Origin of the sequence: Pantoea sp. S61 (genome assembly GCF_016625145.1) — a bacterium.
Lineage (GTDB): Bacteria > Pseudomonadota > Gammaproteobacteria > Enterobacterales > Enterobacteriaceae > Pantoea > Pantoea rwandensis_B.
The window spans coordinates 934,465-960,771 of the sequence record NZ_JACVUO010000001.1; the positions used below are offsets into that span (position 1 = coordinate 934,465).

At 53.7% G+C, this 26,307-nt stretch carries 24 protein-coding genes and 2 pseudogenes; 7 read left to right on the forward strand and 19 right to left on the reverse strand.

Annotation, left to right across the window (positions count from 1 at the left end; all coding sequences use genetic code 11):
• Nucleotides 1-43 precede the first annotated feature (43 nt).
• Nucleotides 44-931 carry a LysR family transcriptional regulator gene (locus IAE30_RS04610; RefSeq protein WP_200677837.1) on the reverse strand — a complete coding sequence of 296 codons (888 nt, stop codon included), beginning with the start codon at nucleotides 929-931 and terminating at the stop codon, nucleotides 44-46.
• Nucleotides 932-1,073: 142 nt separating this feature from the next.
• On the opposite strand from IAE30_RS04610, the pseudogene IAE30_RS04615 reads away from it, so the two are divergent.
• The 4 genes and pseudogenes from IAE30_RS04615 to IAE30_RS04630 all read left to right on the forward strand — a co-directional run.
• Nucleotides 1,074-2,452 (forward strand): annotated as a pseudogene (locus IAE30_RS04615) (coniferyl aldehyde dehydrogenase).
• 13 nt (nucleotides 2,453-2,465) lie between these two features.
• Nucleotides 2,466-3,155 carry a type 1 glutamine amidotransferase domain-containing protein gene (locus IAE30_RS04620; RefSeq protein ID WP_200677835.1) on the forward strand — a complete coding sequence of 230 codons (690 nt, stop codon included), beginning with the start codon at nucleotides 2,466-2,468 and terminating at the stop codon, nucleotides 3,153-3,155.
• A gap of 208 nt (nucleotides 3,156-3,363) precedes the next feature.
• Nucleotides 3,364-4,578: a multidrug effflux MFS transporter gene (locus IAE30_RS04625; RefSeq protein ID WP_200677833.1), complete on the forward strand. Its 1,215-nt coding sequence runs from the start codon at nucleotides 3,364-3,366 to the stop codon at nucleotides 4,576-4,578.
• A 92-nt stretch (nucleotides 4,579-4,670) separates the two neighbouring features.
• Nucleotides 4,671-4,835, forward strand: a pseudogene (locus tag IAE30_RS04630) (dienelactone hydrolase family protein); the annotation flags it as partial.
• A gap of 45 nt (nucleotides 4,836-4,880) precedes the next feature.
• Here the strand turns inward: IAE30_RS04630 and IAE30_RS04635 are convergent.
• The 5 genes from IAE30_RS04635 to IAE30_RS04655 form a co-directional block, all read right to left on the reverse strand.
• Complete coding sequence (locus IAE30_RS04635; protein ID WP_200677831.1) at nucleotides 4,881-6,020, reverse strand: alpha-hydroxy acid oxidase; 1,140 nt, start codon at nucleotides 6,018-6,020, stop codon at nucleotides 4,881-4,883.
• Between the two features lie 78 nt (nucleotides 6,021-6,098).
• Nucleotides 6,099-7,349, reverse strand: coding sequence for an NAD(P)/FAD-dependent oxidoreductase (locus tag IAE30_RS04640; protein WP_200677829.1), 1,251 nt, complete (start codon nucleotides 7,347-7,349; stop codon nucleotides 6,099-6,101).
• 123 nt (nucleotides 7,350-7,472) lie between these two features.
• On the reverse strand, nucleotides 7,473-8,291 hold the full coding sequence (locus IAE30_RS04645; RefSeq protein WP_045815577.1) for an ABC transporter permease: 819 nt from the start codon (nucleotides 8,289-8,291) through the stop codon (nucleotides 7,473-7,475).
• Between the two features lies 1 nt (nucleotide 8,292).
• Complete coding sequence (locus IAE30_RS04650) at nucleotides 8,293-9,147, reverse strand: ABC transporter permease (RefSeq protein ID WP_045832503.1); 855 nt, start codon at nucleotides 9,145-9,147, stop codon at nucleotides 8,293-8,295.
• Between the two features lie 64 nt (nucleotides 9,148-9,211).
• Nucleotides 9,212-10,243: an ABC transporter substrate-binding protein gene (locus tag IAE30_RS04655; protein ID WP_200677827.1), complete on the reverse strand. Its 1,032-nt coding sequence runs from the start codon at nucleotides 10,241-10,243 to the stop codon at nucleotides 9,212-9,214.
• Nucleotides 10,244-10,587: 344 nt separating this feature from the next.
• Between IAE30_RS04655 and IAE30_RS04660 the strand changes: the two genes are divergently transcribed.
• Entirely contained in the window at nucleotides 10,588-11,550 is a 963-nt protein-coding gene (locus tag IAE30_RS04660; protein ID WP_200677825.1) for a LysR family transcriptional regulator, read from the forward strand.
• Nucleotides 11,551-11,556: 6 nt separating this feature from the next.
• On the opposite strand, the gene IAE30_RS04665 is transcribed toward IAE30_RS04660, so the two are convergent.
• From IAE30_RS04665 to IAE30_RS04710, 10 genes are all read right to left on the reverse strand, one after another.
• Entirely contained in the window at nucleotides 11,557-12,486 is a 930-nt protein-coding gene (locus IAE30_RS04665) for a glyoxylate/hydroxypyruvate reductase A (RefSeq protein WP_234465477.1), read from the reverse strand.
• Nucleotides 12,483-12,932: a type II 3-dehydroquinate dehydratase gene (locus tag IAE30_RS04670; protein ID WP_200677823.1), complete on the reverse strand. Its 450-nt coding sequence runs from the start codon at nucleotides 12,930-12,932 to the stop codon at nucleotides 12,483-12,485. The genes IAE30_RS04665 and IAE30_RS04670 overlap by 4 nt, the downstream gene beginning before the upstream one ends.
• 12 nt (nucleotides 12,933-12,944) lie before the next feature.
• Entirely contained in the window at nucleotides 12,945-13,559 is a 615-nt protein-coding gene (locus IAE30_RS04675) for a glutathione S-transferase N-terminal domain-containing protein (RefSeq protein WP_200677814.1), read from the reverse strand.
• Nucleotides 13,556-14,551: an NAD(P)H-quinone oxidoreductase gene (locus IAE30_RS04680; RefSeq protein WP_200677813.1), complete on the reverse strand. Its 996-nt coding sequence runs from the start codon at nucleotides 14,549-14,551 to the stop codon at nucleotides 13,556-13,558. The genes IAE30_RS04675 and IAE30_RS04680 overlap by 4 nt, the downstream gene beginning before the upstream one ends.
• Before the next feature lie 3 nt (nucleotides 14,552-14,554).
• Complete coding sequence (locus IAE30_RS04685) at nucleotides 14,555-15,703, reverse strand: ABC transporter ATP-binding protein (RefSeq protein ID WP_045815585.1); 1,149 nt, start codon at nucleotides 15,701-15,703, stop codon at nucleotides 14,555-14,557.
• 229 nt (nucleotides 15,704-15,932) lie between these two features.
• Nucleotides 15,933-17,084: an acetylornithine deacetylase gene (gene argE / locus IAE30_RS04690; RefSeq protein ID WP_200678336.1), complete on the reverse strand. Its 1,152-nt coding sequence runs from the start codon at nucleotides 17,082-17,084 to the stop codon at nucleotides 15,933-15,935.
• Between the two features lie 14 nt (nucleotides 17,085-17,098).
• Entirely contained in the window at nucleotides 17,099-17,773 is a 675-nt protein-coding gene (locus IAE30_RS04695; RefSeq protein WP_045832495.1) for a DUF1028 domain-containing protein, read from the reverse strand.
• Between the two features lie 2 nt (nucleotides 17,774-17,775).
• Nucleotides 17,776-18,210, reverse strand: coding sequence for a RidA family protein (locus IAE30_RS04700; RefSeq protein ID WP_200538475.1), 435 nt, complete (start codon nucleotides 18,208-18,210; stop codon nucleotides 17,776-17,778).
• A gap of 143 nt (nucleotides 18,211-18,353) precedes the next feature.
• Complete coding sequence (locus IAE30_RS04705) at nucleotides 18,354-19,412, reverse strand: nitronate monooxygenase family protein (protein WP_200678334.1); 1,059 nt, start codon at nucleotides 19,410-19,412, stop codon at nucleotides 18,354-18,356.
• Between the two features lie 226 nt (nucleotides 19,413-19,638).
• Nucleotides 19,639-20,472, reverse strand: coding sequence for an AraC family transcriptional regulator (locus tag IAE30_RS04710; RefSeq protein ID WP_200677812.1), 834 nt, complete (start codon nucleotides 20,470-20,472; stop codon nucleotides 19,639-19,641).
• A gap of 104 nt (nucleotides 20,473-20,576) precedes the next feature.
• Between IAE30_RS04710 and IAE30_RS04715 the strand changes: the two genes are divergently transcribed.
• Nucleotides 20,577-21,317, forward strand: a complete 741-nt coding sequence (locus tag IAE30_RS04715; RefSeq protein ID WP_200677811.1) for an AzlC family ABC transporter permease — start codon at nucleotides 20,577-20,579, stop codon at nucleotides 21,315-21,317.
• A gap of 1 nt (nucleotide 21,318) precedes the next feature.
• The gene (locus IAE30_RS04720; RefSeq protein WP_200677810.1) at nucleotides 21,319-21,642 is read left to right on the forward strand and encodes an AzlD domain-containing protein; all 324 of its coding nucleotides are present in this window, start codon (nucleotides 21,319-21,321) and stop codon (nucleotides 21,640-21,642) included.
• A 40-nt stretch (nucleotides 21,643-21,682) separates the two neighbouring features.
• Here the strand turns inward: IAE30_RS04720 and IAE30_RS04725 are convergent, their stop codons facing one another.
• The 3 genes from IAE30_RS04725 to IAE30_RS04735 all read right to left on the reverse strand — a co-directional run bounded on the left by IAE30_RS04725 (nucleotide 21,683) and on the right by IAE30_RS04735 (nucleotide 26,210).
• Nucleotides 21,683-22,741 carry an acyltransferase gene (locus tag IAE30_RS04725; protein WP_200677809.1) on the reverse strand — a complete coding sequence of 353 codons (1,059 nt, stop codon included), beginning with the start codon at nucleotides 22,739-22,741 and terminating at the stop codon, nucleotides 21,683-21,685.
• Between the two features lie 335 nt (nucleotides 22,742-23,076).
• Nucleotides 23,077-24,084: an ABC transporter substrate-binding protein gene (locus IAE30_RS04730; RefSeq protein WP_370585430.1), complete on the reverse strand. Its 1,008-nt coding sequence runs from the start codon at nucleotides 24,082-24,084 to the stop codon at nucleotides 23,077-23,079.
• Between the two features lie 11 nt (nucleotides 24,085-24,095).
• Nucleotides 24,096-26,210 carry a TonB-dependent siderophore receptor gene (locus tag IAE30_RS04735; RefSeq protein ID WP_045832489.1) on the reverse strand — a complete coding sequence of 705 codons (2,115 nt, stop codon included), beginning with the start codon at nucleotides 26,208-26,210 and terminating at the stop codon, nucleotides 24,096-24,098.
• Nucleotides 26,211-26,307: the final 97 nt, after the last annotated feature.

A 26,307-nucleotide genomic window follows, 5' to 3' on the forward strand; every position in this document is an offset into this window, starting at 1 on the left:
AAGAAAGCCGGACAATGTCCGGCTTTTTTTGTGCCTGATAAACTCACGCTTTATTCATCCCCCAAACCAGTGCCTGCCTTGCATGGGCAATCCGCGGTTGACGCAGCGCGCTGGGTAACCAGATAAGGTGATAGCGAATCTCCGTGTCTCCTACTGGCGCATCCAGCACCACTAAGTCTCCTTGCGCGATTTGCGTCTGACATAAAAATGACGGCATCACCGACCAGCCAAATCCCCCGCAGAGTAAACTTCGCAAGCCACGTAAATCCTGCCCAACCACCGCAGGTAACAGCGTCTGGTATTTAATGCGGTTCTTATCCAGCCAGTGATCAATCAGTGACAGTTTTAAATCATAAGCCAGCAGCGGTTCTTTAATTAAATCCGAGGAAAAATCTGCGCTGTTATTTAAGCGAGCCGCCACGGCCGGTGCTGCCACTGCGACCACGCGGTCCTGAAAAATGACTTCACCCTTTAAACGTGGATCGGTCACCGGATGCGCCGTAATGCCGAGATCACAATGCCCTTCAATCACCATCTGCGCGACTAACGGGCCATCACCACTGTGCATATGCACGCGAATACCGCTTTCAAGCAGAGGCAGCAATTCAGCCGATAATTTCTCCGCCATAAAATCTGCATGTCCAATAATCTGCAACGTACCACTCACATCCATCGATCGGGCTCGTGCCGATGACAGAGCGGACTCTGCGGTATCCAGTGAATTGCCAATATCAGCCGCCAGGTCGTCGGCTGCAGCCGTTGGCATCACACCATGGGCCTGACGTTCAAACAGCGGCCGACCCACTGCGACTTCCAGACCACTAATGTGTTGCGAAACCGCTGGCTGCGTCAGATTCAATGCGCGCGCCGCGTCGGAAATCGACCGCTGCCGATACACTTCCATAAACGTTCGTAAGCGAACCAGTGACATAGTGACCCATAAATTATTTTATACCCCTACCAAAATAGCCTTGTTAGCCGTCAAACACCAGCGCGAGTAAGCTGCCTGCATCTTGAAACGCACGGGAAAAATCATGTCACTTCAACAAGAATTACTGCATGTACTGCAAACCATGAAACAGGCTCACCTGCAAACAGCACCGGCAAACGCCGCACTTCGCCGCGACCGCTTAATGCGCAGCGTGGCGTTAATTCGCGACAATCATGCCGCACTCACTGCGGCTATCAGCGCCGATTTCGGTCATCGCAGTGCCTATCAAACCCAGGCGGCCGACCTGATGACCACCATCAATATGCTGCAGCACTCCGCTGAGCATCTGGCGCAGTGGATGCAGCCGGAGATCGCCGAAGTCCCGGTTGCGGGTATGCAGGCGCGCATCGAACCGCAACCCTTAGGCGTAGTCGGCATTATCAGCCCGTGGAATTTTCCCATTAACCTGGCATTTGGCCCACTGGCCGGTGTGTTGCCGCAGGCAACACGGCAATGTTGAAACCTTCTGAGCTGACACCTCACACCTCCGCATTATTAGCGGAATTAGTACCGCGTTATTTCGCCGCTGATGAGCTCAGCGTGGTTCTGGGTGACGCCAGCGTGGGACAAGCCTTTAGCGCCCTGCCATTCGACCATCTGGTCTTCACCGGCAGCACCGCCGTCGGCAAGCATGTGATGCGTGCAGCGGCGGAAAATCTGGTGCCCGTCACGCTGGAGTTGGGTGGAAAATCGCCGGTAGTGATCGATGCGGATGCGTATGTCGCGATAGCCGCCGCCAGAACCCTGACCATTAAAACCTTTAACGCCGGACAAATTTGTATCTCACCGGATTACCTGTTGCTTCCGCATGGGGCTGAAGCGGCATTCATCACCGCGTCGCGGCAGTTCATGCAGCAGGCTTTCCCAGCGTTGCAAAACAACGAGGATTACACCGCAATTATCAGCGATCGTCATTACCAACGGCTGGTCGATCTGATCGAAGATGCGCGTAGCAAAGGGGCGCGCATTGTCAGCCTGGCCCCCGTCGGCGAGCCGGACTTTGATGCGCAAAGCCGCAAAATCGCGCCGCATTTGATCCTCGATGTCACCGAGGAGATGGCGGTCATGCAGGAAGAGATTTTTGGCCCGTTGCTGCCCATTAAAAGCTACAGCGGAGAGGTGAAGGAAGCGATTCGCTATATCAATGCACATCCGCGACCACTGGCCGCCTACTACTTTGGCCACAATGAACAGCGCCAACAGTTAATGGCGCAGCACACGATATCTGGCGCACTGGTGATAAATGATGTCATGACCCATGCTTCTCTCGACAGCCTGCCATTTGGCGGCGTGGGCGCATCCGGGATTGGCGCGTATCACGGGATTCATGGATTCCGTCGCTTTAGCCATGCTAAGCCGATTGTGATCCAGGATGAGGCCGGCACCACGAATTTACGGCTGCGCGCCCCCTATCAGGACAACAGCGCAGCATTGACCGCATTACTGAATAACCAACATTAATCGAGGACAGAATATGAAAATTTTGATGGTTTTGACATCCCATGACGAACTGGGCAACACCGGCAAAAAGACCGGCTTCTGGCTGGAAGAGTTTGCCGCGCCCTACTTCGTGTTTAGAGATGCGGGCGCCGAAGTGGTGTTGGCTTCCCCGGCGGGCGGACAACCGCCGCTGGATCCAAAAAGTGATTTACCTGAATTTCAGACCGCAATGACCGCACGTTTCAAATCTGATGCCGCGGCACAGCAGGCGCTGGCTAATACCGTGAAGCTGGCAGGCATCGATCAGCAGGATTTCGATACCGTCTTTTATCCTGGCGGCCACGGTCCACTGTGGGATCTCGCGGAGTCATCAGACTCCATCCAGTTGATTGAATCTTTTGATCGTGCGAATAAGCCGATTGGTTTTGTCTGCCATGCACCAGGCGCGTTGCGTCATGTGAAAGCCGCCAGCGGTGCCCCGCTCATTCAGGGTAAGCAGGTCACCGGCTTTACGAATAGTGAAGAAGCGGCCGTTGAACTCACCGATGTGGTGCCTTTCCTGATTGAGGATGAGTTCATCAAACTGGGTGCGCATTATCAAAAGGGCGCTGACTGGGCACCGTTTGTCGTAGAAGACGGTCATCTGATCACCGGGCAAAATCCGGCCAGCTCAGAAGATGTGGCGAAAGCGCTACTGCTGCAACTGGCATCGCAGCAGCCTTAATCGCATTGAAGCACATCACTGCTCGGGCGGTGATGTGCTTTTGTCTTGTTAACCATTCCATTAATGAAACTTTCTCATAGGTGTTAGTAGACTGACGCACCTAATCAATCCCGCTCGCCTTTGTTAAGCTAGGCTCCAACCCGTTTCCAATACTGTGTTCAAGCCCTGGCACTGCACAGCACCTTCCTTTCTCTCATAAAAAGACATTATGGATATCAAAACTGCAACGCATCCTCCGGATATGAAAACCGGTATCGCCTTTATTATTATTCTCAGTGCGCTGATGGCATTTACTTCACTCTCTACCGATATCTATCTTCCGGCCATGCCTGCGATGTCAGCCGCGTTACACGGTGATTCGGAACTGACGGTCACTGGATTTCTGATTGGCTTTGCCATCGCGCAGTTAATCTGGGGCCCGATTAGCGATCAACTCGGACGCAAAACACCGCTATACATCGGCATGATTATCTTTGCTATCGGTTCAGCGGGATGCGCACTCTCCACCGATATGTCTCAAATCGTCTTCTGGCGCGTCATTCAGGCGGCTGGCGCCTGCACCGGCCCCATGCTGGCACGTGCAATGATTCGCGATCTGTTTACCCGTACACGTGCCGCGCAGATGCTGTCGACGTTGATCATTGTCATGGCTATCGCCCCAATCGCGGGACCCTTAATGGGTGGGCAAATCATTCGATACTCGCAATGGCCGGTGATTTTCTGGTTTCTGGCGGTGGTCGGCGCATTGATGTTCATTTCACTGCTCTGGCTTCCTGAAACACTGCCGGCGGAAAAACGGGTAAAGGCGTCATCTCGGCAAATAGTGCGTAATTATCGCACGCTGCTGCTGAATAAAACCTTTATGCGCTTTACCCTGTGCGTCACTTTTTATTACGTTGCCGCTTACGCCTTTATTGTCGGATCGCCTGCGGTGTATATCAGCTATTTCGGTATCGATCCGCAACATTATGGCTGGCTGTTCGCGATTAATATCCTGGGTCTGGTGACGGTCAGCACCCTCAATAAACGTTTAGTACAAAAGGTCAGGCTGGAGACGCTGCTGAAATCCGCCTCTTTTATCGCCGCACTGATGACATTCGTGATGTGTTTTGTACTGGAAACGCATCCAGCAGCATTGGCGGGATTGGTTATCTGTATTTTTATCTTCTTCTCGATGAACGGGATTATTGCAGCCTCAGCCACCGCGGCCGCGCTGGATGCCGTGCCGAATGCCACCGGTTCAGCATCGGCGCTGATAGGTTCTCTGCAATACGGCAGTGGCATTGTTTCCTCACTGCTGCTGGCAGGGCTTAACAATGGCACGCCCTGGATTATGGTGAGCATTATGACGGTATTCACCCTGCTCAGTTTTCTTAGCACGCTTGGCGGAGGAAAAGCCCAGCCTAAAATGGCAGAAATTTAACGCTGAAGTGAAATGCTAAATATGACATTAAACATTTGGTGCGGTGAGTCCAGCATGCAATTGCTTAATCTAAGTTCGCCGCCTTTGCAAATGAGATGAACAGCAAGGGCGTTGACTGGCAGTTGGTGAGCTTTGCGGGTGCGGTGCACTCATTTACCGATCCGAAAGCCGACAATGCTGGCGTGTCGCAGTATCACCCGGAAGTGACGCAGCGTGCCTTCAAACGCCTGTATCAATTGCTGGATGAAGTGTTTTAATGACGCGGCGGGAGGCTGACTAGCCTCCCGCTATTTCCCCGTCTTTCAGCGCACGCGTAAAATTCCGCTATCAATGTCCGCTACACCGGTTTTGCCGCAAAACGCCATCGACAGATCAAACTCGTTACGGATGATGCTGAGCGCTGTGGTCACCCCTTCTTCACCCATCGCCCCCAAACCGTACAGCATACTGCGTCCGATATAGGTGCCCCTGGCACCCAACGCTACTGCCTTTAACACATCCTGGCCGGAGCGAATGCCACCATCAAAATGTACTTCAATCCGATCGCCGACCGCCGCCACAATTTCCGGCAGCAATGTAATTGACGAAGACACGCCGTCCAGTTGACGCCCGCCATGGTTGGAAACAATCAACGCATCGGCCCCCGCTTCAACGGCCCGTTGCGCATCGGCCACATCCATGATGCCCTTCACAATCAGCTTGCCGCCCCAATGCCGCTTTATCCATTCGATATCTTGCCATGAGAGCCGTGGGTCATACTGTTGTGCCGTCCACTCAACCATCGAGTCAATGTTATCCACACCGCTGACATGCCCGATGATATTGCCAAAATTACGATGTTTCGTATTCAGCATCTGCCAGCACCAGCGCGGTTTACTGGCAATATTCAGCACATTGCGCAGCGTCATTTTCGGCGGCGTGGAGAGGCCATTATTGATGTCTTTATGGCGCTGGCCAAAGACCTGTAAATCCATGGTGACGACCAACGCGTTGCAGTTAGCCGCTTTAGCGCGATCGATCAGGTTTGCCACGAACTGCCGGTCACGCAATACATACAGCTGGAACCAAAATGGGTGTCCCTCTGTGGCCTGAGACACAGCTTCCAGCGAACAGATGCTCATGGAAGAGAGCGTAAAGGGAATACCGAATTTTTTCGCTGCGCGTGCCGCATGAATTTTACCATCGGGATGGATCATACCGGTCAGCCCGGTGGGGGCGATCGCCACCGGCATAGCAACCTCTTGCCCGATCATTCGGCTCATCGTACTGCGTTCAGCAATATCCACCGCGACACGTTGACGAAATTCGATGCGACGTAAATCAGATTCGTTGGCACGATAGCTGTATTCCGTCCAGGAACCTGCATCGACATAGTCATAAAACATCTTCGGCACACGTTTTTTCGCCAGCTGCCGTAATTCTTCAATACAGGTAATCGTCATTTTCCACCTGATAAAAAAAGCGGCCAAATAAAATAACATTTAGCCGCCTGCGATCACGCAAATACACACACAGATAACTTACGACTTCTCGTAGTCGGTATAGGCATTCTGTAGCACAATATGATCGGCAATATATTTTGCATCATGCCACACACCGTAAATAAAGGAGGAGGCGCGATTCACCAGATTTGGCAAGCCAAGGAAGTAAATGCCACGTTCTGCAGAAATACCACGCTTATGGAAAGGTACACCTTTCTCATCAAATGCGTCGGCCTGCAACCAGCTAAAATCAAATTTAAACCCTGTCGCCCAGATAATAGAGGTGATACCGGCCTCAGCCAGGTTTAATTGTGTTAAAGGATTTATCAGGCAGTCAGGATCGGACAATAACTCCCAGGCCTGTGGCTCCAGCGGTAAATCCAGGCCGTTACGCTCAATATAAGCATCGGCATCACGCAGCACGTCGAAATACGCTTTATCACCTTCGGCAATATTCTCTGCCAGACCATCCGCAAAGCTCAATACCCCGTTATTCCATTGCTGCGTAATCCCGACCAGGGTAATGCCCATATGCGCAAGACGACGGAAATCAACGGTTTTACCGCCTTCATAGCCGCTCACGGCAAAGGCAACATGCTCTTTTTTCGGCTTGATTTTCACTTCATCCCACAAGCCCAATGCGCCCAGCCACCAGCAATAATCGCGGTCACGATAAGAGCGCGGTGGCCGGTAGTGCTCGCCGACCGACAGATAGACTTTACGGCCTGTTTTACCCAGCTCTTCAGCAATTTGTGAGCCTGATGCGCCGGCACCCACCACCAGCACCCCGCCTTCTGGCAGCTGTTGCGGGTTCTTATAGGATGAGGAGTGAATCTGATGCAGATGGGTACTTTCCGGTACGATCTGCGGGAAGGAAGGCTTCTGGAATGGCCCGGTTGCCGCCACCACATTATCCGCTTCAAATTCCCCCATCGAGGTCAGCACTTTAAAACCGCTGCGTCCCGTCAGACGTTCAACCTGATGCACTTCAACGCCCGTGTGAACCGGCGCATTCAGCATTTTGGCATAATCTTCGAAATATTGAGCCATGCGTTCTTTAGGCGGAAATGCTTCCTGAGAAATATTTTCGAATTTCATTGAGGGAAACCGATCGTGCCAGGCGGGGCCATTAGCAACCAGTGAATCCCAGCGCTCTGAACGCCAGCGCTCTGCAATACGATAACGTTCAAATACAATATGCGGGACACCCATCAATGAAAGATGTTCACTCATAGCAATGCCCGCCTGACCAGCACCGACGATTACGGTATTAATTTTTTCTACTGACATGTGAAATCCCTAAATAGATTTGAACGCGATGGGTTATTTATCATCGTAATCATTGTTCGTGTTAATGCTAAGCAAGCTTTTTTAATTCAGCGCTTCGGCAAAACCTAAGCGCATGGTGAATAGTTAATGACGGGCTTCAACGTTTAATATCTTTCCGAGCCCCAGGAACTTATTCGCGATGATCAGCATGGCAGCCGTTACCGCAATATAAATCACTGACAACGCGGCGAGCGTTGGATCGGCAAATTCACGCACATAGTTGTACATGGCGACCGGCAAAGTCTGTGTGGCCTGGGTGGTAATAAATAGCGATGCAGTAAATTCATTAAAGGAGAGAATTGCAGCAAACATCCAGCCACCAAACAGGCCGGGTAAAATTAATGGCACCGTAATGGTCCACACGACCCGCAGCGGCGAGGCACCGAGACTGGCTGCTGCCATCTCAATACGCTGTTCGAGGTTTTTCAGCGAAACGTAGACGCTGCGTAATACAAACGGCAACACCAGCACGATGTGGCAGAAAATGACCAGTGGGTATCCACGCCCGATCCCCAGCTGTGACACCAACATCAGCAGCCCTAAACCAATGGTGAAATGCGGGATAAACAGTGGCGATAACAGAATACCTTCCAGCACTCGCTTACACGGGAAGGCGTAGCGCTCAATGGCAATCGCCAGCGTCGCACCAATGATCACAGCCAGCGAGGATGCCCAGGCGGTGACAATCAGCCCGGAATAGAAACCGTGACGAAAATCATCGTAATTCACCGCACGCTCAAACCAGCGCAGCGACCAGCCTTTCGGTGGGAAGAACAATACCGCAGTGCTGCTAAACGAGGAGATAAACACCACGATGGTGGGCAGCATGACAAAAATCAGGATGGCGGCAACCAGCAAACGTCCGGCCAGCGTCACCAGTTTATCGTTCATCGAACGGGTCATATTAATGTTCTCCCATGACGTGCAGGAAGCGGGTCAACCGTTTCAATGCCATCAGTAGCAGGATGGTCAGAATCAAACCGGCAATACTGAGTGCAGCGGCAAACGGGAAGTTCATTGACGAGAAACCAAGCTGATAAACCATGGTTGCCACGGTGCTGACTCGCCCACCACCAATCAGCTGAGGCGTGGCGAAGGCGCTGAAGGTCCAGGCAAATGCCGTGGTCAGGCTGGCCACGATGCCCGGGATCGATAAGGGAATCGTCACCGTCAACAAAGTACGGACGGGGCCGGCACCAAGACTGGTCGCGGCTTTTTCATAGTCAGGATTGATATGTGACAGTGCCGTGGCCAGCATCAGCACCATAATCGGCATGGTGACGTGCACCAGCGCCACCACCACGCCGCTCTGGGTAAACATAAACTGAATCGGTTTTGAAATGACGCCAGTGGCCAGCAGCAGACTATTCAGGAAGCCACTGTTTCCCAACACGATAATCCACGAGTAGGTTCGCACCACTTCACCAAGGAACAACGGCGTAATCGCAATGATCAAAATCGTCGATTTGATCCAGGTGGTGCGCGTGCGCACCAGCGCATAGGCCAGCGGATAACTCATCAACAAGCCAAAGATGGCAGTTTTGGCACTTAACATCACCGTGTTAATAAAAGCATCGGCGTAAATGCTTTTCAGCAGTCCGTTAAAGTTTGCCAGGGTAAATCCGCCCACGTCGAGCGAACCGGGAATATAAGCCCGCACGCTAAACTGCATCACCGCGAACATGGCGACAACCAGTCCGAGTGCTGTCAGTGTGGCGGGGATAATGAACCAGGGTAAAAATGTCGGTTTTCTCGTCATAGACGTTGCTGCCTGAATAAAGTGTTGCTTATGGGCGACCCGGAGGCCGCCCGTGATGAACGAATCAATGAGACATGATGTTTTCAGAGAACCACTGGCGCCATTCGGCCGTTTTCTCGGCACGCAGTTGTGGATCGGTGTTGATGGTGGCATTCCACTGCGCAGGTGTGGTCAACATGCCAGGCAGTTTCGCCAGTTCCGGATCGATATGCGCGTTGGTCACCGTTGGGCTGCCGCGATAGATCTTCGCCACCTGCTCCTGAATTTCCGGTTTCAAGGCAATATTCATAAACTTGTATGCCAGATCGGCGTGTTTGGTCCCTTTGTTGATGCCGACGGTATCCACACCCAAAATGGCACCCTCTTTCGGGATCGCCAGTTTGATGTTCACCCCTTCGGCCATCATGCTGTAGGCGTTCATGGACAGCATGACCTGCACTGGCGTTTCGCCGGTGGAGATCAACTGCTGGCTGTTGGCGTCATCGGTATAGAAAGCTTTGATGTTCGGGATCAGTGCTTTCATCTTCGCTTCGCCCTGCTGCCAATGTGCGGCATCAGCACCTGAGAGCTTGGCGGAAACGGCAATAATATGACTTGGATCCCAATCTGGCAGGGCCAGCGTGCCTTTCAGCTCCGGTTTCCACAGGTCATTCCAGCTGGTAAAGGTTTCACCTTTTGGTACCAGATCCGGGCGATAGCCAATGGTATACACGTAGCCCCACACGCCGAGGTGATACGGGCTGACCTTCGCCTGCTCAACCAGATTGACCGCGTTAGGAATTTTGCTCATATCGAGCTTTTCAAACAGGCCGCTATTGGCATACAGGTAGCCGACGTGCGCAGTGGTGAAGGTCACATCTGTCTCCGGTGTGCCACCCGCCAGTTTGGCTTTATTGAGACGGTCAATCGTACCGCCGGTCACAAACTGCACCTCAACGCCGGTTTCTTTGGTGAATTCTTTGGCGATGGTTTCATCAATCAGGTCTTTAAAGCTGCCGCCCCAGGTGCTGACAATCAGCTTGTCGGCGGCCATTGCATTACCTGCAGTTAATACACTCGTCGTCAGCAATGTTAAGGCACAAATCTTACGCAACATATTTTCGTCCCCAATGAATGAAATGGCTGTAACAGCAAGGTGAAACGCGATGCACCAAAACAGTGCTATCGGACTCTTCTGGTGTTGCTGGGATAATGCCGTTGCGATGTGATTCGGTAAAACAGCCTTTTCCTCGCCCTTGCATCAGGATTTCTGAGGCTAAAAACGACGCTGCTTTACAACGGATTTTCTTAACCAGTGATGAGGCAGAAGCGAATGGGCGTGATGGTACGGTCAGGCGATCATGGTGTTAACCGGCCTCTGGCATGATTAATGCAGGGTAATCGGCACTATTAGAATGACTGGCGCGACACGATCGCGTCGGCGATCCCAGGAGAATCTGCATGCTCAGTCGCATCACCCAGCGCCAGCTGGAATACTTTGTCGCATCCGGTGAGGCCGGAAGCATTATTGGTGCCTCGGAACGTATTCACGTTTCATCACCGTCGATTTCCGCAGCCATTACACACATCGAATCTGAACTGGGGGTGCAGCTGTTTGTGCGTCACCATGCGCAGGGCGTCTCCCTGACGGCGATTGGTCATCAGGTGTTAAAAGAAGCCAAGCTGATTCTGGATCAGATGAACAACCTCTATACCATCGCCTCTGAGTCACTCAACAACGTACGCGGCCCGCTGCGCGTAGGCTGTCTGGATACGCTGGCACCGATGCTGACACCGGAACTGGTGTTTGGCTTTGGTCGCGCCTTTCCTGGCGTACGTATCACCCTGGTCGAAGGCAACCACGAGCAATTGCTGAAGCAACTACGCTCGGCAGATATCGACATCGCCCTCACTTATGATTTAGTGCCCGCTAATGACGTGGCGTTTAAATCCCTGGCGCAGTTGCCGCCGTATGTGATGGTGGGCGAACATCATCCATTGGCGACACAATCGGCGGTGACTATTCAGGATCTGGCGACGATGCCGATGGTGCTGCTGGATATGCCCTGGAGCCGCGAATATTTTCTCGGCCTGTTCAGTGAAGCGGGCGTGGCGCCGAATGTGGTCATGCGTTCGAGCAACATTGAAGTGGTGCGCGCCATGGTGGCCAACGGCGTGGGATTTGGCATTGCCAACGTGCGCCCGAAAGCGCACCTCTCACAGGATGGTAAACGGCTGATCCGGGTGCGCCTTGCGGGAGTGAACAAACCGATGCAGCTCGGCTACGCCACGATGGCCAACACCCAGCAATCGATGGTGGTGAACGCCTTTGCCGAACGCTGCCAGATGTTCATTTCCGATCAGTACATACCAGGCATGGCAGCACCGAGCTATTTCGACCCACAAGTGGTGCGCGTCGCCTGAAGACGCTTAGTATCCGCGCTCCGGGAACACCTGATTGGAGACCGCTTCCCCGCGCGCGGCCCGCTGGATATTTTCAGCAACCTGTAACGCTGCGCTGGCGGGAATGGCGACCGAGGCCAGATGAGGGGTAATTAACACATTCTCCATACGCCACAGCGGATCTTTCGGCGGCAACGGTTCGCGGTCAAACACATCCAGCGTGGCTTCGGCGATATCTCCCGATTGCAGCGCGCAGGTCAGCGCAGCCTGATCAACAATCGCGCCGCGTGACACATTAATAAAGGCCGCCCCCTTTGGCAGCTGCGCCAGCCGTTGTTGACTCAGTAAACCGGAAGTCTCAGGCGTGAGGGGCAGCATCACGACCAAAATGTCGCTTTGACTGAGGAAATCATCCAGCGATGCCAACCCGCTGCTGCATTGAATGCCGTCAATGGTTTTTTGCGAACGCGACCAGCCGCGTACAGTAAACCCCTGCCGTGCTAATTCCTGCGCCGCAAAAGCCCCTAACTCTCCCAAACCCATCACGCCAACCCGCACGCTTGATGGCACCCGAGGGTGGAGATAGTGCCAGCGCTGCTCACGCTGCGCCCGTTCAAATGCCGGAATATCGCGTGCATAGCGCAACACCGCAAACAGCACATAGCCGGCCATCATCCTGGCCATATCAGGATCGGACAGGCGGATAATCGGAATATCCGGCAGATCATCGCGCCCCACCAGCGAATCGACACCGGCACCAAGATTCACCAACAGCTTAAGATTACCGTACGGGGCAAAGAAACCGTGTGGCGGTTTCCACGCCAGCGCGAAGTGCACGTCATTGGCGTCCTGAACCTCCTCGGCACGGCAAATTGTCACACCGGGCAGATGCGGCGCAAGTAATGCTGACCACTCGGAAAAACTGTCGAATTCGCTGTAAAACACCAACGTTGTCATGCCACATCCGCCTTGATAAGCGTGACGACCGCATCAATCGCCAGTTCATAGCCCAGCACACCGAGCCCCGCGATCACACCGGTTGCCGCTTTCGACACCATGGAGTGATGGCGAAACGGCTCGCGCTTCCAGATGTTACTCATGTGTGCCTCGATGATCGGGCCATCGAACATCAGCAGCGCATCCAGAATCGGCACGGAGCTGTAGGTCAAACCGGCTGCATTGATGATCAGCCCTGCGGCATTTTGTCGCGCTTCCTGAACCCAGTCGACCAGCACACCCTCATGGTTGCTCTGACGAAAGTGCAATACCACGCCATGTGACACCGCGCGGCGCTGGCAGCGTTCACCGATGCTGACAAAACTCTCACTTCCATAAGTGCCATTCTTGTCCAGGCCGTACAAATTGGCGTTGGGTCCATTCAGAAAATAGATTTGCTGTGACATGAAAACTCCTGATTAAACGTGCGGACGCGTTGCGAGCATCGCCGGATGAGCATCAAAATGCGCGAACCAGGCGGCAGTCAGCGGATAGCTATCACGCCAGTTAAGCGTCGCGAAACGGAAATCGAGATAGCCCAATGCACAGCCAATCGCGATCAGACCAATATCATCAGGCTGCTGGCTGAATCGCGAAACTTGTCGTTCAATTTCGCCCAGTGCAGCGGAGACTTTTTTTAACTGCGCGTCGGCCCAGTTCTGCCACTGTTTCTCTTCCGGGCGCGCGCTAAATTCATAACGGGCCAATAAGGCGGCATCGATTAAGCCATCGCCCAATGACTGTCTTGTCAGACTTTGCCAGCGTGCATCCCCGGTTGCGGGGAACAGCGTGCCTTGTGACAGCGCGTTCAGATATTCACAAATGACGCGGCTGTCATACAGACACAGTCCATGATGGGTTCGCAAGGCCGGTACTTTCGCCAGAGGATTAAACGCGGCGATCCGTTCATCCCGTTCGACAGGATGTGCCGCCGAATCCAGCCACGCGATCGCGTCGGCTAAACCCAACACCTGTGCACAGACCATGACTTTGCGAACATACGCCGAGGTGCTGGCGTAAAAGAGCTGCATCATGGCGCCACCCTTAATAGCACTTTGCCGATGTTGGCGTTGGCTTCAAGAATGCGATGGGCGTCGGCGGCCTGCGCCAGCGGGAGTGTCGTATGAATGATCGGCACAATTTTTTCGCTCGCCAACAAAGGCAGCAGATGCTTGCTGATGCTTTGCGCCAGCCGCGCTTTTTCAGCGGCACTTTTAGGACGCAAGGTGGATGACGTCAGGCTTAACCCTTTGCGCATTACCATTTGCAAGTCGATCTCAACTTTCGCCCCCTGCATAAACGACAAGCTCACGTGGCGTCCGCCGGGTGCCAGGACGCTGAGGTTACGCGCCACGTAATCGCCGCCCACGTTATCCAGCACCACATCCACTCCGCGGCCCTGGGTTTCATCCTCAATGACGGAAACAAAATCTTCGCCATGTCGGTCAATGGCACGGCAAACGCCAAGCTGTTGCAGTGCTGCGATTTTGTCGGCACCGCCTGCAGTCGCGAACACCTGAGCACCGCATGCCTGGGCGCATTGGATCGCAAAGGTGCCCACTCCGCTGGCTGCGCCATGGATCAATACCGTTTCACCTGGTTGCAGACGGCCCAGCTCAAACAAGTTATGCCAGACGGTAAATGCAGCTTCCGGCACGCCAGCTGCCTGATCCAGCGGCAGGGTATGCGGGACGTTCAGGCAGAGTTCGGCACGCGCGACACAATAGTCGGCATAGCCGCCGCCACTCAGTAACGCCATAACGGCGCTGCCGACAGCCGGGTATTCGACACCCGCGCCGAGGGCGACCACGGTGCCTGAGACTTCCAGCCCGAGAATGTCAGTGGTGCCTGGCGGTAGCGGCATACCGTTACGTTGCATAATATCCGGGCGATTTACGCCGGCGCAGGTGACGCGAATTAATACTTCTCCAGCAGCCGGTTGCGGCACAGGACGGCTGACACAGGCCAACACATCAGGGCCGCCGGGCTGGCGTGCTATCACAGCGTTCATCATTTCAGGTAACATCGATTATCCTTGCTTCGCCGCGCTAAACGCACAAACACCTTCATCATCAACGCTCACGCCCACCACACTGCCCACCGGCCAGCGTGTCAGGGAATCGAGTCCCGATTGACGCGCAAATAACGCCGCGCTGCCCAATGCCGGCGCATCAAGATGCACATCCACATGGTCGCCCTGGAATACATGGGTAATCACCGTGGCGCTGAACAGGGAGTGCGGGCTTAGCGGGGCCAGTTGCAGGTTTTCTGGGCGCATGTAGACATCAAGGCGTTCCCCCACATGGGCATTCACACGCTCAGCCGGAAGACGCAGTTTATTGCCGCCCAGCTCTATAACGGCGGTGCTATCGCGGCCAGCGTAGTGGCCTGGCAGGATATTCACATCGCCGACAAATCCCGCGACAAAAGGATCCTGCGGACGGCGATAGATGTCATCCGGGGTACCAATCTGGCGAACATGTCCAGCAGACATCACTACGACTCGGTCACTCATGCTCAGCGCTTCGCCCTGATCGTGGGTGACAAATACCGTGGTGACGCCGAGTTTGCGCTGAATCGCTTTCAACTCGACCTGCATCGATAGACGCAGATTTTTATCCAGCGCGGAGAACGGCTCATCCAGCAGCAGCACTTTCGGGCGAATCACCAGAGCGCGCGCCAGCGCGACACGCTGTTGCTGCCCACCAGAAAGTTCACGCGGCTTGCGCTGACCGTAGCCCGCCAGTTTAACCAGCGCTAATGCCTGTTCTACGCGTTCAGCGATTTCCGCTTTGGGCACACCACGCATGCGCAAACCATAACCGACATTCTTCTCGACGGTCATGTGCGGGAACAGTGCGTAGTTCTGGAAAACAATACCGATTTCACGCTGATAAGGTGGGATCTCGGTGACCAGATCGCCATCAATAAAAATTTCACCGCCATCTGCTTCGGCGAAGCCTGCCATCAGGTTCAGCAGCGTGGTTTTGCCGCAGCCTGATGGGCCGAGCAGCGTAATAAATTCACCTTCTTCGATGGTTAATGAAATTTTGTGTAGCGCAATGGCATCGCCAAAGCGTTTGAGTACGCCATCCAGTTGCACGGCAACGTTGGCTTTATTCGCGACAGGATGCAGCACGTCGGGCTGCGGGAACGAGGTGACTTCTGCACTGACCATGGACTCTCCAGAAACGGGCTAACTTTGCTTGTCACCAGCATACGGTGAATGCGCGCATCATGCGGTTAGTGCTTCCTGAAGCTGGTGTTTAGAAAAGTTAAAGCAGGGAAAGTATGCGCGCGCGGCTCCGGCGCCGCGCCCTTCAGTCGGGTGTGCGAATAAAAAGAATCTGGACGAATTGACTGAAGAGGCGGCTTAAAGGGGAATCGTGATGAGTGACAACGTCACTCTAATGACACATCCATTCCGCTAACCGCCGCAACATGGCATCGCAAGCGCTCAGCTGTTCAAGGCTGATAAATTCATCGGGTTTATGCCCTTGCGCCATACTGCCAGGACCACAGATCACACTCGGGATACCAGCCTGATGGAATAAGCCGCCCTCGGTGCCAAAAGCCACCGTGCTAAAGCGATCGGAGCCGGTCAGGTGCGCAATCAAACGCGCGGCGGGACTGTGCGCGTCAGTATATAAACCGGGATAACCACTAATAGGAGTGAAACGAACTGAAGTGTCGCGATTCACTGCCTGCATGCGAGGCAACAGGTCGTGCTGCGCGTAATGTTCCAGTTCATCTGCCACCTGCTGCGCATCATCTTTGGGTAAGGTGCGGACTTCAAAATCAAAACAACACTCTGCCGGCACAATATTCAGCGCCCGCCCCCCCTGAATCACGCCGGTTTGCACCGTTGTGTAAGGCGGATCAAATCGCGCATCCTGATTTTCCGGGGCGGCCAGGCGCTCACCGATCTCGGTTAGACGATGAATCAATTTTGCCGCGTACTCGATAGCATTCACGCCTTGCGGTGCATATGCAGAGTGGCACGCCGCACCCTGCACTTCACATCGCATGCCCAGTTTGCCTTTGTGGCCTAAAACCGGTTGCAGTTCGGTGGGTTCGCCGATCAGGCAAATATCCGGCTTTTCCGGGCGCTGCGCTAAAGCCTCCAGTAAGCTTCGGACGCCGAGACAACCCACTTCTTCGTCATACGAGATCGCCAGATGCAGCGGCTGAGTAAGAGGTTGTGCCAGAAAATGCGGCACGGCCGCCAGCATGCAGGCGATAAAGCCCTTCATATCCGCGGTGCCGCGCCCGTAGAGCTTGCCGTCACGCTCGGTCAGCGCAAAAGGCGGAACGCTCCATGTTTGCCCATCCACGGGTACCACATCGCTGTGCCCTGAGAGCATCACACCGCCCTTGCCAGCAGGACCGAGTCTGGCATAAAGATTGGCTTTACTCCGCTCAGCGTTATGAATCAGTTCGCAGTTCACACCCAGATCGGTCAGATAGCGCCAGACAAAATCGATCAGCGCCAGATTGGATTCGCGGCTGGTGGTATCAAATGCCACCAGCTGAGCCAGTAACGTACGGCTGGTCACCATAGAAGTCCCTTGCATCACTCGTCGCCCGGCACGCCATAGCTGGGGGCTTTTGTCGGATCCAACGCGCGGATCACGTAATCCTGCATTTGTGGCTGATAGGCCTGCCACAGTGTGCTGAGTTCATCGATGGGGTCGGCCTCCGTCCAGTCAATGCGCAGGTCAACGATCGGCCAGACAGGTTCAGCCACAATCGACAGTGCTGCCGAATGCACCGGCCCGGCTTCGCCTCCCGCCGTCATACCGGCCTGCATGGCACACAGAAGGCGATCGGCAAGGTGCCCCTCGCTGCGCTCAAAGGCATTAACCATCGCGACGATCACCTCGGGATTGGCCAGTAAATTCCCTGCCGCCACGCAATCCACGCCACTCAGCATATGGTTTATGCCTAGGGTTTTATCTCCGCTAAAGCAGGCACTTTGCCCATCAGCCGCCAGCACGGTGATCTGGCGGTATTGATGATAATCATCCGACGCTAACCCGGCGGCTAACGCAGCCTGAGGAGACTGCCCCTGCTGCAGCTGATCCAGAATGCGTGGGCCCAGAGCCGGCAAGGTGATGTTTTGCGTGGAAACGGCGCCAACTTGCGTGCGCAGCCAAGGGCAGCGCGCGCCGACGGCAATACTGGATGAACTAATGGCGATACCCATCTGACCGGTCTCGGCACAGCGCCCAACAATCGATAACGTCATGATCAGACTCCTGCTTGTGGCTGCCAGTCGTCCGGGATCACGGCGATCACATCAATTTCCATCAGCCACTGCGGCTGACCCAGCCCTGAAATCACCAGCCCGGTTGAGATCGGATACACGCCCTTCAGCCATTTACCCACGACCTGATAAACCGGCTCGCGGTAACGTGGGTCAATAATATAGGTGGTGGTTTTGACGATGTGTGACAGATCGCTGCCCGCCTCTTCCAGCAGTTGCTTCACGTTTTTCATCGCCTGATCGGCCTGTGCCGCCGGATCGCCAAGCCCAATCAGATTGCCCTCGAAGTCAGTACCGATTTGACCGCGTACGTAAACGGTATTGCCGGCACGCACAGCCTGGCAAAGATCGTTGTCGAGGTTTTGATTAGGATACGTTTCTTTGGTGTTGAATTTGCGGATGCGTGTATGTGTGCTCATGTCTGCCTGCGAAGATGTGTGGATGTCCCGCAAGGTATACCGCGCGGCGCGCGGCAGACAAAACAGCATTAACCGAGGTGTTGGTTTTGAAAATCCTAATCCGGTGAATCAGATGCTATCTGCCACGAAAGGCAGATAGACTTTTATTCGCCCTGGCACGCATTCATCAACCATGACACCAGTTCCCCTGCAGGCATTTCTCGCGCCAGCGCCGCACCCTGCCCAGCCCACTGCGCGCCATAGCCGTGGTGCTGTTTCGCCGCAGCGGCAGCAGCCAGCGCTTTGCCTAGCGAATAGGTCAACGGATAATCCGGCACATCACTGGCCGCGAAGTCACGGCTGAAATCGCAGAAATCATTGCGTAAACAGCGCGCCTGACGACCAGAAATCGCAGCGGTAAGTTCGGTGCCGGTTGCACTGGCCTGTTTCATTGCCGCGCGATAAGCCGCGTTCGCTGCTGATTCCGGGCATAACAAGAAGGCGGTGCCCAACTGAACACCGGTTGCGCCCAGTTGCAACATGGCAGCGATACCCGTGCTATCCATGATGCCCCCCGCTGCGATGAGTGGATGCGCAGTGTGCTGGCGGATTGCCTGCACCAGCGTGAACGTCGACATTTGATGGTCGAAAGCCTGAGGATCAAAATGCCCGCGATGCCCGCCTGCCTCAATCCCCTGCGCCACGATGAAATCAATGCCGCTGCGCGCGATAGTCAAGGCTTCCGCCACACTGGTCGCCGTGGCCAGTAAGACGATCCCTCGCGCCTTGAGTCGCTGAATGACTGCCGCTGAAGGGAGACCAAAATGAAAGCTCACCGCTGCCGGTGCCGACTGCTCAATGACGCTGAGCATCGCGTCATTATTCAGGAAGGTTTGATAGATCTCGGTGAGCGCCTCAGGTATCGCGGCGTCATAGCGCGCAAACAACGGCGCAAAGCGATCGATCCACGCCTGCTCACGCGCAACATTCCGTTCTGCGGGTGCATGGCAAAACAGATTAACGTTGATGGGGCCATGGGTAAGCGCCTGCGTTTGCGCGATCATCACTGCCGCCTGCTCAGGAGTGGATGCCCCCACGCCGATTGAACCGAGCGCACCGGCATTGGAGACGGCAGCAGCCATTTCAGGCGTGGAGACGCCCGCCATCGGCGCCTGAATAAGCGGGTATTGCAACTGAAGCGCCTGACACAGAGCGTTCATCATATTGTTATTCATCGTTACTCCTTTAATGATTCAGCCTTAAGCAGCACCAGGACGACGGGGCATTTACTAAACATGATTTATCTGATTGCGCAGTCATACGCAGGCAATCAACAAAAGCCGCGAACGGCAGGAGCGTAAAGCGGTTCAGCAAGACGAAACCGACCGACAGCGGCGTCGCCTGTTCATTGGGTTTATGGCGGGAAATCATGGCAATGTCCTTAATCCATTACTGCGATGCCGCTGCAAATGCACCTGGCGTGATGCCAAAATGGGCGCGGAACTTCTTGATGAAATGGCTTTGGTCAAAGAAGCCCACTTCACTGGCGGTGTGCGCGGCATCGAAGCCTTGTGACAACAGTCGTTTTGCCCGCATCAGGCGAATCTGTGTGAGGTATTGATGTACCGATAAGCCGGTCAGCTTCTGGAAGGTGCGCATAAAATGGTATTCGCTTAACCCGGCAACGGTAGCGATTTCACTGACCGCCAGCGGCTGATGGTAATCACTGTGCAGGAAATCGATCGCCTGCCGAATGTCGGCACGTAACGCGTGCCGCTCGCCGCCCTTGAGCGTGCGTTCGCCGTGTTGACGGATCAGCGTGCTCAGCACCTGAAACAACGCACACTCTTTTTCCACAGCGTCCGGACTTTCTTGCATCACGGCGGAAGCCTGCAGCATCTGCTGCGCCAGCAGCGGATCATAACGCATCCCTTCCGCACCAAAATTGAGTTCGCCTTTTCCAGCGATCTGTGACTCCGCAATCTCATTGACCAGATCGGCTGAAGGATAGAACGCGCAGTAATCCCAGCCTTCCTCACGCTGCACCGCTTCTCCGGTGTGCACTTCTCCCGGCAGAATCACCATCACCGTGCCAGCGGCGGCAATGCCCTGTTGACGGCAAATGCGGGTACGTTGTGCCCCTCGGGCAAATGCCGCAATCACAAATTCATCATGAAAATGTGGAGGATAACTGTGCTCGTAACAACGCGCACGCAGGATTTCCATACCGCCGTGCATCGCACGGTCACGCCACAATTTGATGTCATCACGTTTTTCCTGCATCACAAATCCTTCGCTGATGTACTCCGGGAGCAGGATTTTACTATAGCCTTGAACAGAGTGGCTTAAAATGGGTGCATCTGTTGAGAAGGTTTTGGAAAATTGTTATGTCGTCGAAGAGTCAGACCCTGCCGAAACACAGCGATCCGCTGAGTTTTCGCGCGGGTTTTATCGCCTGTTTACCTACCGTGCCAGGTTATCTGAGTATCGGTTTTGCTGCGGGTGCCATTGGTACGCTGGCCGGTTTTTCCGTATTACAAACCGCGCTGCTGGCGACGCTGCTTTACACCGGCTCGGCGCAGTTCTTATTTTATTCGCTGTGGGCCGCGGGTGCAGAAATGACCTCGGTGGTGTTGAGCGTCATGCTGGTTAACCTGCGTTATTTGTTGATGAGTTCGGCGATTAGCGTGTTTTTCCGGGGCCAAAGCGGTTGGCAAAAAGTCGTCAGCGGCCTGCTGCTCACCGATGAAACCTTCGGTGTCGCAGTACAGCACGGCAGTCAACACGGCAAAATCGCCTTCGCCTGGATGTTCGGTCTCAACCTGCCCGCCTGGCTGAACTGGATTATTGCCTGCGTGATTGGCGCTTATGCCGCTTCTGCCGTCCCCGAATCACTGATGGCTGGGTTGAGTTTCAGTCTGGTTTCGATGTTTATTGGGCTAATTTTAATGACGTGGTTCGCCAGTCGCCGTAAATGGCTGGAAACACTGGCGATTGTGGTTGCCGTGCTGGTGACCTTTTTCTCTGCGGGACATCTCGATCTCAGCGTGGTCGTCATCATCGCCGCCTCGATTGCCGCAAGTTTAGCCACGCTGCTGTTACGTATGCAGCACAAGGAAGGAAACTGATATGGAACGGAATGTCCTGATGACCATTGTGGTGGCCGCGCTGATTACGGCCGTGATGCGTGTCGGCCCGATTCTGCTGCTTTCCCACTTCCGACTCGCTCCGCTGGCGCAACAGTGGCTGAGCTTTATTCCTGCGGGCATCATGGCGGCCATTGTCACGGCCGAATTAATCGAAAAACCGGCGTTAACGCCTTCTGGCTTGAGTTTATCATTACTGGCGGCGCTGATTGCGGCGATCACCGGCATTGTCACGCGGGGTTTGTTTGCCACCGTCCTGGCAGGCATGGTGGCGTATACTGCGCTGCGTTATGGATTTGGTTTATAACGTGAAACAATGGGTGCGGAATGCATTCCGCACCGTGATATCAACCCGCCTCTGGTGCAGGTGTCCGTTTTCCCTTCAACATATTTCTCAACGCCGGTTCGAGATATTTGGTGATAAACCAGGCCAAATAATAGAGTCCTGCGGCGACCACAATCGGCATCAGCAGCATGACTGTTTCACTTCTGATATGCACATTCATTTTAATCAGTATGGCAATCATGAGGTTTTCATGTATCAGATAGTAAGCGTAACTGGCAAAACCTATTGCAGTGAAAAATCGAACGGATAACAAACGTTCCAGTTGTTTTGAATAAAAACTGGCAATAAAGAAAAGCATGACCAGCAGTAAGGGAATGACCGTAAGGGCACCCGCATTTTTAACGTAGTAGCTGAGGTTAATGAGTATCGCGACAACCACAACCGCATAATGAAAGCCTTTGTCACGGCCATGCATTCTTTCATACACCAGACAACCGATCATAAACCACGCGTAGTGGATAAAACCAAATTTAGCGATAACATCGATAAAAATGGGATGGCCTAACGATTTTAATACCGACGAAGCAGATAACAGCAGCATGGGCACCAGCAAGCCCGGCAAGCAATATTTTCGTCCCAGAGTAAAATAGATGGCGCCAATGATCAGATAGAATACGGCTTCCACGTACAGCGACCAAAATGAGCCAGCCATCGATTTAAATTCAATACCGGTTATTTGTGTCAGCGTTTCAGGATTGGTGAAGATCAGCCCAGGCAGCAGATTCCTGACATAAGGCGTCATCACTGACCACTCAGGGAAAAGTCCGCCCACAGCATAAAGTAATAAACTGGCAATCAACATGGCAGGAAACAGGCGTAGCCAGCGTTTTTTTAGGAAGCTGATATAGCCGTCTGACTTATCCAGCGTCATAAAAATGACAAAGCCAGATATCATGAAAAATAACTCTACACCAAGCCAGCCGAATGAAAATACAGGAATATGTTGTGTAAGGTTGGTATAGGGCAAGAGTTCTGGCCAGCGTGCATAGGCGTGGTAACCAATGACCATTAAGATGGCTAAACCACGCATTCCGTCAAGATGCTTGATGCGTGCGTGCATAATTCCCTCAGGAAAGATGTCCGGATGTGTAAACTCAACTTAGCACTGACAGTTCTTTACTCACAATAAGACTTAGTCTGATTAAAATTTCACTTAATACACGCTCTGTTAATGTATAAATGACCAAGCATCACTTTACACTGGACTGCCTAATCCAGTTATGATTCATCCAAAACCGGCTATTTATCAGCGCTTATCATCATGGCTCTGCTTAATTAACCCTTATATTGGATAAATAACAAACCAGCTATAACCAGAGCGATAATGGGTTTGTTCATCGGTTTTCAATAATGGCGTTAATGAATTGAAAATGACACCTTTTAAAGAGTTGCGATTTATTCCGGTGGCAGCGCCTGTAAAATTCGCTGCGCATCATCTGCCGTCAACGAATAGTCATAAAATTGATGATAAAACGCCTGCGTAGCGCTCACCAAATCAAGCTGTGGGAACAACGCTGGATGCAACTGTTTGGCGGCCCATTGAATCTGTAGCGCGACTTCGGTGCCGTAACTATCCCACGGGAACACCCCTGCCGGGTTCTGCCACACACGATGTTGTTGAACGGCTTTTACGCTGCCAAACAATGTCTTAAACTCTGAATCCGCCAGCGATCCGGCGCCCGCACCAATGATGATGACGTCAGGATTCCCGCGAATCACTTCTTCAGGCGAAATGGGCTTCATATTACCGTCAATACCCGCAGCGACATTACGACCACCCGCAAGTTGAATCCAGGTATCAATCAGCGTATTGCGCCCATCGACTTTTAGTGGATGCAGCGACTGGATATGCAACACCCGTGGACGCTGTGCCTCACTTAAACCCGCCGTTATCCCGCTGATGTCAGCAATGTGCTGATCAAGGTAGCGGTTATAAGCTTCTGCTCGTTTCGCCGCCTCTGGCGTGCCCACCACATGCGCTGTCGTGATCAGTGAACGCTTCATGGACGCGAAATCGTCGAAATTCATTGCCAGTACCGGAATACCCGCAAGTCGATACGATTCTGCGTCAGGATCATTCGCTGGAACAAAGATGGCATCAACGTGACGCACCACCAGCGCTTCACTGGCGAAAGATTTTCCCTTCGCCTGCAATGCCTGATGAAGAGACGGCTGAACTTTAAACATCCACGGTCGGTCAGCAGGATGATTCACCGTGGCCACGATGCGATCCCCCGCCCCCAGGGTCATTAATAACGAGTGATGCGCAAACCAGGCGTCAGCAATATGCATCGCCGGTTTGCTGATTTCGACATGATTGCCAGTGTCATCAATCACCGTTTGGGCTGAAGCCAATGTACTCACCATCAACATCGGTAATAACCGACGCCACATATTGCTCATCGTTCTCTCCTTTAGAAGTTAAGTTGCATGGAGACCTGCACCATTCGCGGCGCGCCGAGGGAAGCGCTGGCATAGCCTACCCCGCTGTATCCGTTCAAACCACCGGGCACAATATTGGTCCAGTAATGACGGTTGGTCAGGTTAGTGACATCAAGTCGGAAAGTCGTGGCGGTATCGAACAGATGCGTTTTGTAAGCTGCACCGGCATCCAGCGTGGTATAGCTGCCGACCCAACCGTCATTCTGATTGTCAGTGGTGCGGCGCCCCACGTAGTGCATGCCGCCGTGAATGTCGGTACCGCTGAACATCGGCAAATCGTAAGCGGCAAACAGGCTGGCGGTGTAACGCGGCAAGCCGACAATCTGCTTGTCATCGGTTTGCGTGCTGGCGGTGTCCAGCAGACGCGGATCTAACCACGTCATGCCACCAAACAGATGCAAACGTTCGGAGAGATCACCATCCGCCATCAGTTCCAGCCCACGGTTCCGCTGTTCGCCATCAATAGCGTAATCGCCGCTGCTGTTGGTATAGGCAAACGGGCGTTTAATCTGGAACAGCGCGGCGGTTAGCAGCAGTTTATTCACCGCCAGCTTACTGCCCACTTCCACCTGGCGGCTGCGATACGGTGCCAGAATGGCACCGGCATTATTGGCTGTGGCCGGCGCAATATCCCCTTGTTGCAGGCTGTCAGCGTAGGTGACATACAACGTCAGGGGATCCACAGGCTTATACATCAGGCTGGCAGCGCCGCTGAATCCGCTGTTGGCTGAATCGCTGCTGCGGCTGCCGGTTTTACTGTAGTTAGACGAACTGAGCAGGCTCTCACTGCCCGCCAATAACAGGCTCCATTGCGGGGAGAACTGCAGATTATCACTGAGCAGAAATGCATGCTGGGTCGCTGTGGCGGAATGGTAGCGGTCGGTAAAATCAGGGTAATTCGGTTCGTCAAATGCCTGAGGATTATCCAGCGAAGCGCTGCCCAAAGTCGAAGTCGCACCGTTGCGCGGGTTATCGTTTTTCCAGACAAAACCGCGCACACCGGTAGAGATTTGATGATGAATCCAGCCGGTGTCCACTTCCCCATTCAAATTGGCCATGTAACTGTTAATCGTAAAGCGGCTGGCAGTGGCAGACGAAGTGGTTGTGGTGTAATTGCCATGACTGTCGGTGAAGGTGTTGGTCACCGCCGTGGATTCGCGATCGGCAATCTGGCGTAAAACGCCGATTTCCCCCTGCCAGTTTCCGTTAAAATCATGTTTGATATGCAGGCCAGCGGTCAGCGTGTGGTTGTCATCACCCGCATAAGATTGCCCCAGGTGCGCCGTTTTCGGATCGGGTGCAGAGGGGAATGACAAACCCTTGCCAAGCGCAAATTTACCCGGCAGCCCTTTGTCGTAAAAGTGGTAATAGCTAAAGTTGGTTTCCAGTACCGTTTGGTCAGTCAAATTGGCATCGAGCGCCAGACTGAACAGCTGACGGCGAACTTTGCTGCCTTTCACATAGCCATCGCCCTCGTCATCGAGGACATTAAGGCGATAACGCAGGCGATCATGACTATCCAGCGGCCCGCTGAAATCACCGGCCAACTGATGGGTTAATCCGGTGCCTGCGCCGACGGTAATGGCGTGCTGCGGTGCGTCACTGGCGCGTTTGCTAACGAAATTGAATAAGCCCGCAGGGTTGGCCGGACCGTATAGAGACCCAGCAAGACCATTCAATATCTCAATGTGATCAAACTGCTCGGCGGCGTAGTCGGTGGTCGACACCACATTCAGCCCATCGATCATGCTGTTCTGCACCACACTTCCCTGCATGCCTCGCGTTTGTGGGCGCGCGCCCTCTCCCTGCACCGAGGGCAGATAGCGATACAGATCACTCACACTTTTCAACTGCTGGCGCTTCATCAAATCAGGTGACACGGTTTGCACCGACCAGGGCGTATTGCGCACTTCCTGTTGACCAAGATTGCCCAGGGTGGCTTTTTTATCGGTTTCCGCAGAGGGTTGATTTGCAGAAGCAGTAACAGCAAGTGTCGGTTGCTCGGATGTGGCATACAGCGGAACGGAGGACAATAACATGGCACTGGTGAAACCTGTTTTCACCAGGGTGATACGCTTGATAAACATGACATTTCCAGGATGACTGACAAAAAGGGGGAACGCGTAAGACTATCGCTATATTTTCGATTATATATCGATAAAATTCGTCAACCTATTGTTTATC